We start from the raw sequence: 6,477 nt of genomic DNA, 5'->3' as shown, positions 1-6,477 counted from the left end.
GATGCCACCCCCCGACGACTGGCACACCGAGGCGGTGAACCGCCACGGCTAAAGCAGCCGCCGCGTTCGTCGCCGGCCTCGTCCTGGTCATGGTCCTCATCGCCGCCGCCGTCGGCGGCGTCATCTCCCGGATACCGTTCCTCGGCTGGTTCCTCGGCGCAGGCGGCACCAGCCAGCCCACCCAAACCGCCATGGCCGACATCCCCGCCGACTACCTCACCAACTACGTCCAAGCCGCCGCCACCTGCCCCGGCCTCGACTGGTCGGTCCTCGCCGCCGTCGGCAAAATCGAATCGGACCACGGTCGCAGTACCCTCCCAGGGGTACAAAGCGGGACAAACTATGCCGGTGCCGCAGGGCCGATGCAGTTTCTGCTACCGACCTTCAACGCCGTTATCGCCCGCCACACGCTCCCGGCCGGCGGCGCGACGCCACCGTCTCCCTACAATCCCCATGACGCGATCTACGCCGCCGCCGACTACCTGTGCGACTCCGGCGCCACCACCAACCTGCACACCGCGCTGCTCACCTACAACCATTCGGAAAGCTACGTCTCCGACGTTCTCGCACAAGCACAGCAATATGCGTCGACCACGCCGACGACCTCACCAGGCTGTGACGCATTCCAGACCTCGCTTCAGACCGGAACCGATGATTTCAGCCCCACCGCGCTGGTGGTCGTCGAGTACGCCTGCGCCCAGCTCGGCAAACCCTACGTCTGGGGCGGCAACGGCAACCCCGGCTTCGACTGCGCCGGGCTGACCGCCGCCGCCTACGCCGCCGCCGAGATCCAGCTCCCGCGCACCGCCCAGACCCAGTACGACGCCGGTCCGAGGCTGCCGGCCGGGGCGCCGCTGGAACCGGGAAACCTGGTGTTCTTCGGGACCGCTCCGAACAACATCACCCATGTGGGGATCTACCTCGGTCGGCAGGCAGACCAGGAAATGATGATCGACGCTCCTAACGCAGGCTCTGTCGTGCGCGTGGAAGCGTTCCCGACGACGATCGGAGCCAGATGGGGCTCAGAGATCTACCTGGGCGCCACGGCGCCCGACAGCCGCTGATCGAACGCGCCGCCGGACGACGTTCCGACAGAGCAGGACGCACCACCGCCACCCCATCCACGACCCGTGGAACGATCATCCGGTGCATTCACAGCGCTTCACCACCACCCTCGCCGCCCACGAGCGCGGCCGGGCCTTCGTGGCAGTCCCATTCGACCCCGACCAGGTCTGGTCGGCGAAGCCACGCCACCACATCACCGGCACCATCAACGGGATACGCATCCGCGCCGCCATCGAGAGTTTTGGCGGCCAACGCGGGTTCACCCTTGGACCGGCATGGCTGCGTGACTGTCATGCCCTCGCGATCGGTGACACCGTCACCGTAGAGATCGCTCCCGAGGGGCCCCAGCGCGACGACCTCGCCGAAGACGTCGCCGCCGCCTTGGACGCCAACCCCGAGGCCGGCGCATTCTTCGACGCGCTGGCCCAGTTCTACCGCACGGCCTACCTACGGTGGATCGACGCGACCAAACGCCACCCCGAGCAACGAGCTGAACGCATCACCGAAATGGTCCAACTCCTGGGCGCAGGGATCAAGCAGCGCCCCAAACCATGAGCCGGACGCGGCGATGAGAGCGCGGATGGCGCAAGTCGAGTTACAGCGCGACAGAGACCAACCGCGTGGAGGTAGCGCGGACCCCTCAGATCGTTTGCCGTCCGTGACAGCAAAGACCCCACCGGCCCAGTCCTCATCTTCACCCCCGACGAATGGGCAGCATTTCTAGCGGGGCGCACGAGACGGCGAATTCGGAGAATAGCCGGGGGTGAACGAGCCGTCGCGGATGCGAGCGCTCGGTCACGGCCGTTGGTCCGTGGCCGAGCGTCGACCGACAGTCCGCTCGCTGTCACCCCGAGCCTCGCCGCCGATGTGACAAGGCCCGCTGGTTTGCTGGCGTGGCAAGGGCGGGCCCGGCGATGTCGAGGGATAGTTGAAGATCGGTGAACAGGGGTTCGGGAATCGTGCCGTGGCCGAGCGCTGCCCTCCGGATGGTCGCGTTCAGTGCCGTCAGGGCCTCGTCGTCGAGGTAGGTGCGGCCGTGCGGGTGCGCGAGAAGATCACGGGCCGCGTAGGCGTCGTCGTTCTGACGGACGAGGTCGGCCACCCAGCGCAACAGTGTGCCCGGCCAGCGGGAGTCGGCGGTCAGGTCGGCCAGGCACAGGGCCAGGGCGACCCTGAATGCCCTGTTCTCCGGCTCCGGGGCGAGGCCGAGCAGGGAGCCGACCGCTGCCGCGCAGTCTGGTTCCGCGGGTCGTCGGCCGTTGGCGTATTCGACGAGCAGGCCGAGACAGGCCGCCGCAGAGTGTTCCCAGGGCTCGGTGGTGTCGGTGTCCGCGAGTAGGCATACGGCGGTGTCGAGGTCGCCCTGTGCGTAGTGGGCGAGGATGGCGACCTGCCGTCCGTCGAGCAGGCGGCGTCCGAGGCCGCGGTGACGCTGGACGTGGTCGAGCGCGTTGGCCCAGCGGCCTGCGCGGGCGAGAGCCCTGGTCGCGTCCGCGAGCATCACCGTCCACAGCCATCGGACGAGCTGGTGGTGCTCGGCGCCATCCTCGGTAAGGTCGGTGAGGTCGACCGTCCTCCCGCCGAGCCTGGCGGGTCCGCGTGACTTCGCCGCGTCGTAGAGCGCGGTGAACAGCTGGTAGGCCCCGTCACCGTCCCCTTCGCGGATTAGCAGCCGGCCTATGTTGATCAGTGGCTGTAAGGTCATTTTCGCGGTCGCGGCGGGCAGGTGGCGGCGTTGCTGCATGTTCTCGTACTGGCGCCAGCACAGGTGACGCGCCAGCTCGGTCATTCCGCAGTCGCTTGCGATCAGGGCGGCAAGGTTGTACGCCTCGGCCGCGCGCAGCGCTGCCTCGTCGGTACGCAGGCTTGCCTCGCGGGCCAGGGCGCGGACCCGGTCGATCCTCGCGTCGAGGGACCGACAGACCGGCTTGAAACGGGGGACCAGCGGGAACCGCGCGGCGACCAGGTCGAAGACCCGCGGTGTGCGGGGCGGCGCAGTGACGATGCTGCTCGGTGTCGCCTCGCCGGCCGTCAGCTTGTCCGGTGAGGGCAACGGCGGTGGCGTCACCAGCTTACGGCGAGCCAACTGGCGGGCCGTTGGACGCGGTAGCCGGGTGGGAGCTGCTCGCCGGCGGTATCGGCCGGGTGGGCGGTGATCGTGGGCTGGGCGGGGGATTGCTCGTTCCAGCGATGCAGCAGGTCGGCCGTCTGAGCCGCGAGCATGGCGGCATTCGGGCCGTGAGCGACAACGCCGAGTTCTTCGGCGGTGGCGGTCGTCGACCGTAGGACCAGATAGGCGACCGTCGTGTCGTCGTAGACGGTGGCGCCGCCCCAGCGGAGCGTGGGAGTGACCATGCCGGCGCCGCGCGGCCCGGAGCCGACCGTGAGCCGGCCGAAGCGGGTGCCGGCGGTGATGAGCCACAGGTCGAGGTGCTCGACCTGCTGTCCGTCGTGGATGGTCACGCCTGTCCAGACCGTGTGGGCCGGATACGCAAGTACGTCACGCAGTGCGGCCTCTTCGGCGGCGTCCGCGGCATCGACGTGGAGCGCGACGCCATCGGTGAGGGTGAGCGTGCGTCCTGTGTGGGCGGTGGCACCCTGCATCGGGATGAAGCCGCAGACCTGGGCAGAGCGGCTGACCAGCCGGTCCGGCCCGACGCGGTCGAAGCCGACGGCGCGGGTCAGCCCACTGCCGTGCAGGCGCAGCGGCACGACGATCCGACCGCCGGCAGCGAGCTGAGCCCACCAAGCAGCCGCCAGATCCCACGCACCCGCGGTGACGATGATCCGGTCATAGCAGGCCGCGGCCTGATGACCGTCGGCGCCGTCGCCGCGGACCACGTCGACCTGGCCATAGCCGGCGGCGGTGAGCGCGTCACGCGCGCTGGCGGCGAGGTCGCCGTCGATCTCGATGGTCACGACCGAGCCGTCCGGGCCGGTGAGTTCGGCGAGCAGCGCGGCGTTGATACCGGTCGCTGTGCCGATCTCCAGCACCTTCTGGCCCGGCTGGACGTCCAGCTGTTCCAGCATCGTGGCTACCAGGTTGGGATGCGAGGCGGACGACAGCGCGGTACCGTCGCTGGCCCGTTTCGTGACGACGACCTGGGGTGCGTAGGCCGTCGCCAGGTCCACCTGGGGCAGGAACAGGTGTCGGGGCACGGCCCTGAACGCCGCCTCGACCCGCCGGGAGCGGAAGGTACTGCGGCCACGGATGTAGCCGACGAGGTCGGCACGCAGTTGCTCGGGCGTCGCGGTCGTCATGGTTGGAAGGTCATCCCGTCTGTGCTGGTCGGGCCGGCGGTTCAGCCGGTCGGGGACATGGTGCATGCCTGTCGGCGGCCGGGGGGTTCGGGTCGTCGGGGTTGAAGATGGCCTGGGCGGCGCAGTCCGCAAGACGGGCCTGGGCCGCGGCCGGGATGCCGGCCCGGTTCCAGGCAAAGAGGATGTGATGCGTAAGTACCGCGCGTAGTCCCCTGGTCAGTGTGCCGTCAGCGGCTAGGGTGGCCAGGGCGAGACCCGCCGCCTCGAACGCCTCAGCCCACGCCGGGGCGACGGTCAAAGGACTGCCAGCGGCATAGGTGCGGGCGGTAATGAGACGGTGCGCGGCGGTGCGCAAGGCCAAGTCCTGTGTGGAGGGCCGGGTGGCCGCTGGGGTGCGATGGGCGGCGACCCGCGCCCAGATGTCGCCCTGCTCGTAGTAATCCTGGCCCGCGGCGCGGGCGAGCCGGCTGCCCAGCAGGAGCGCCAGCTCGAAGCGGTGCACAGGGTCCTCTCGGCGCAAGTAGTCAAGGATGTGACGACTGTCGGCGTGGAACAACGTGTGCGCGACCTCCATCGCCTCCGGGCCGCCGAACGCGTGGATCTCCGGTTCGTAGATGGCTGACGCCCAACGCAGGACGACGGCGCCACGTGCGAGCAGGCCGCGCACCATCAGCCCGGCGAGATCGCTGGCCGCCTCGGTCTGACCCGCGCCCGGCTCCCAGCGCACCCGCCAGCCGTCGGCTTTCCGAACGAACCACCAGCGGGTGATCCCGTCGGCCTGTTCGGCGTCGCTCAATGTCGGCGCCAGATGGGTTACCGCCATCCTTTCCGCGGCCTGCCAGTCCGAGGACCGCAACGTCACCTGGACCCAGCGGCCTGCACCGTCAGCGTCTCGTCTGCTAGCCGGCGTCGTCATGCATAGTCCTCGCCGAGGTGCGCTGGGCTCTCGGCGGAGTCTCCGGTGTGGCCGGACCCAGAACGACAGGACCGGTCGAGACTGCAGCGGGCGCGTTGATCAAAAGACTCGTCTCCCAAAGATCGCCGGTCCCGGTCGCCAGCGTGTGCAGCGCGGCGGCGACCCCGGCGCCACCCTCGATCAGACCCGGCCGGGATCCGGTGTCGGACTCCATGCACGCGACGCGGCGGAGCACCTGATCGAGCAGCGCGGGCAGCTGAGCGGTGAGGTCCGACGAGCGGGCATCGGCCGCGGCGCACCGCACGGTAGCGAGCACGCCCGCCCACCCGTGGCAGAGCGCCGCATCAGTGAGCCCTTCCATCTGCGCCGGATCGGCCAGGCAGTCAGCCAACGCGTCCTCGGCCCGCCGCTGTCGGATCGGGTCACCGAGCGCGAGGGCGGCGAGCTGCTGGGCACGCGCCAGTCCCGGGGTCCCGTAGCACCAGGAACCGCGGGTCGGGCCGACGGCCGCTGGCTGACCGGCGACCAGCTCGGCGGCGGTGACCCGTTGCGGCCACCAGGCGCCAGCGGCCCCTTCCTGCCGCCAGGCGTCCAACCAATCGCAGATCTGTTCCAGGGCGGCGGTCTGGCCCTCGACGACGATCCCGTTGCGCACGGACAAGGCCAGCAACGCCAGCGGGCCCGCGATGCCGTGAGCCATACCAAGATCGCTATGACCTCCGTGGAACATCGTTTCCGGCTGGCCAACGGGCAGATCGCTGGTCCACCAGCCCGGTGCGCGTAGCCCTGCCTGGTCATCGCAGGGCAGCGGCTCGGCAAGCCGCACCAGGTAGGCCAGCACCTGCCGCAGTTGCGCGCCGTGCGGGTCGCGGAGCAGAAGGTAGGCGCCCAGGCCCGCCAGCCCACGGACCAGGTCGAACTCGGCTCGCGCGGGTCGGCGGGCCGCGGCGATCCGCGCCCAGGCCGCGTCCAGCCTGGCGGTCACCAGTGCCGCGACACCGACGTCGAGCCGGCGGAGCGCCCGCGGGTACTGGCCGGCGTGGGACGTGGCGGCCACGGCGAAGGCGACCGCTGGAGCGCCGAACCATAGCCCGGCACCTGGGGCCGCGATCAGTTCCTCGCGAGTAGCGGCCAGCAGCCAACTGTGCGCCCGCTTCCCGTCGCCGAGGCCAGCTCGGCTGCGCATCGCGTGCAGGACAGCGACGCCGGCGGCGCCTTTGGAGAGGGACTGCGTC

Annotated in this window: 6 protein-coding genes and 2 pseudogenes; 4 read left to right on the top strand and 4 right to left on the bottom strand. The window is 70.2% G+C overall.

The annotated features are described in order from the left end of the window. Positions 1–89: 89 nt before the first annotated feature. The 4 genes and pseudogenes from AC08OP_RS18440 to AC08OP_RS18425 all read left to right on the top strand — a co-directional run. On the top strand, positions 90–1,064 hold the full coding sequence (locus AC08OP_RS18440; RefSeq protein WP_476615334.1) for a C40 family peptidase: 975 nt from the start codon (positions 90–92) through the stop codon (positions 1,062–1,064). A gap of 82 nt (positions 1,065–1,146) precedes the next feature. Then, on the top strand, positions 1,147–1,620 hold the full coding sequence (locus AC08OP_RS18435) for a YdeI/OmpD-associated family protein (RefSeq protein ID WP_476615333.1): 474 nt from the start codon (positions 1,147–1,149) through the stop codon (positions 1,618–1,620). Between the two features lie 53 nt (positions 1,621–1,673). Further along, positions 1,674–1,727 (top strand): annotated as a pseudogene (locus tag AC08OP_RS18430) (hypothetical protein); the annotation flags it as partial. A gap of 25 nt (positions 1,728–1,752) precedes the next feature. Further along, positions 1,753–2,007: pseudogene (locus AC08OP_RS18425) on the top strand (hypothetical protein); the annotation flags it as partial. Here AC08OP_RS18425 and AC08OP_RS18420 read toward each other — a convergent pair. The 4 genes from AC08OP_RS18420 to AC08OP_RS18405 all read right to left on the bottom strand — a co-directional run. Further along, positions 1,910–3,151 (bottom strand): hypothetical protein, encoded by a 1,242-nt coding sequence (locus AC08OP_RS18420; RefSeq protein WP_476615332.1) that lies wholly within the window; start codon positions 3,149–3,151, stop codon positions 1,910–1,912. The pseudogene AC08OP_RS18425 and the gene AC08OP_RS18420 sit on opposite strands and share 98 nt — an antisense overlap. Beyond that, complete coding sequence (gene fxlM / locus AC08OP_RS18415) at positions 3,130–4,326, bottom strand: methyltransferase, FxLD system (RefSeq protein ID WP_476615331.1); 1,197 nt, start codon at positions 4,324–4,326, stop codon at positions 3,130–3,132. Before fxlM ends, AC08OP_RS18420 begins: the two co-directional genes overlap by 22 nt. Before the next feature lie 10 nt (positions 4,327–4,336). Next, positions 4,337–5,242 (bottom strand): thiopeptide-type bacteriocin biosynthesis protein, encoded by a 906-nt coding sequence (locus AC08OP_RS18410; RefSeq protein ID WP_476615330.1) that lies wholly within the window; start codon positions 5,240–5,242, stop codon positions 4,337–4,339. Then, on the bottom strand, positions 5,226–6,477 hold a 1,252-nt coding region (locus tag AC08OP_RS18405), incomplete at its 5' end, for a lanthionine synthetase C family protein (RefSeq protein ID WP_476615329.1). The genes AC08OP_RS18405 and AC08OP_RS18410, both read right to left, overlap by 17 nt.

The organism is Frankia sp. CeRuru1 (assembly GCF_977966315.1).
Note: the sequence above shows the minus strand (reverse complement) of the source record. Positions and strands in the feature narration are given on the sequence as shown.

Coding starts and splice junctions, on each gene's coding strand:
- AC08OP_RS18440 (WP_476615334.1), top strand. CDS start 90: ATGGTCCTCATCGCCGCCGCCGTCGGCGGCGTCATCTCCCGGATACCG.
- fxlM (WP_476615331.1), bottom strand. CDS start 4,326: ATGACGACCGCGACGCCCGAGCAACTGCGTGCCGACCTCGTCGGCTAC.
- AC08OP_RS18410 (WP_476615330.1), bottom strand. CDS start 5,242: ATGACGACGCCGGCTAGCAGACGAGACGCTGACGGTGCAGGCCGCTGG.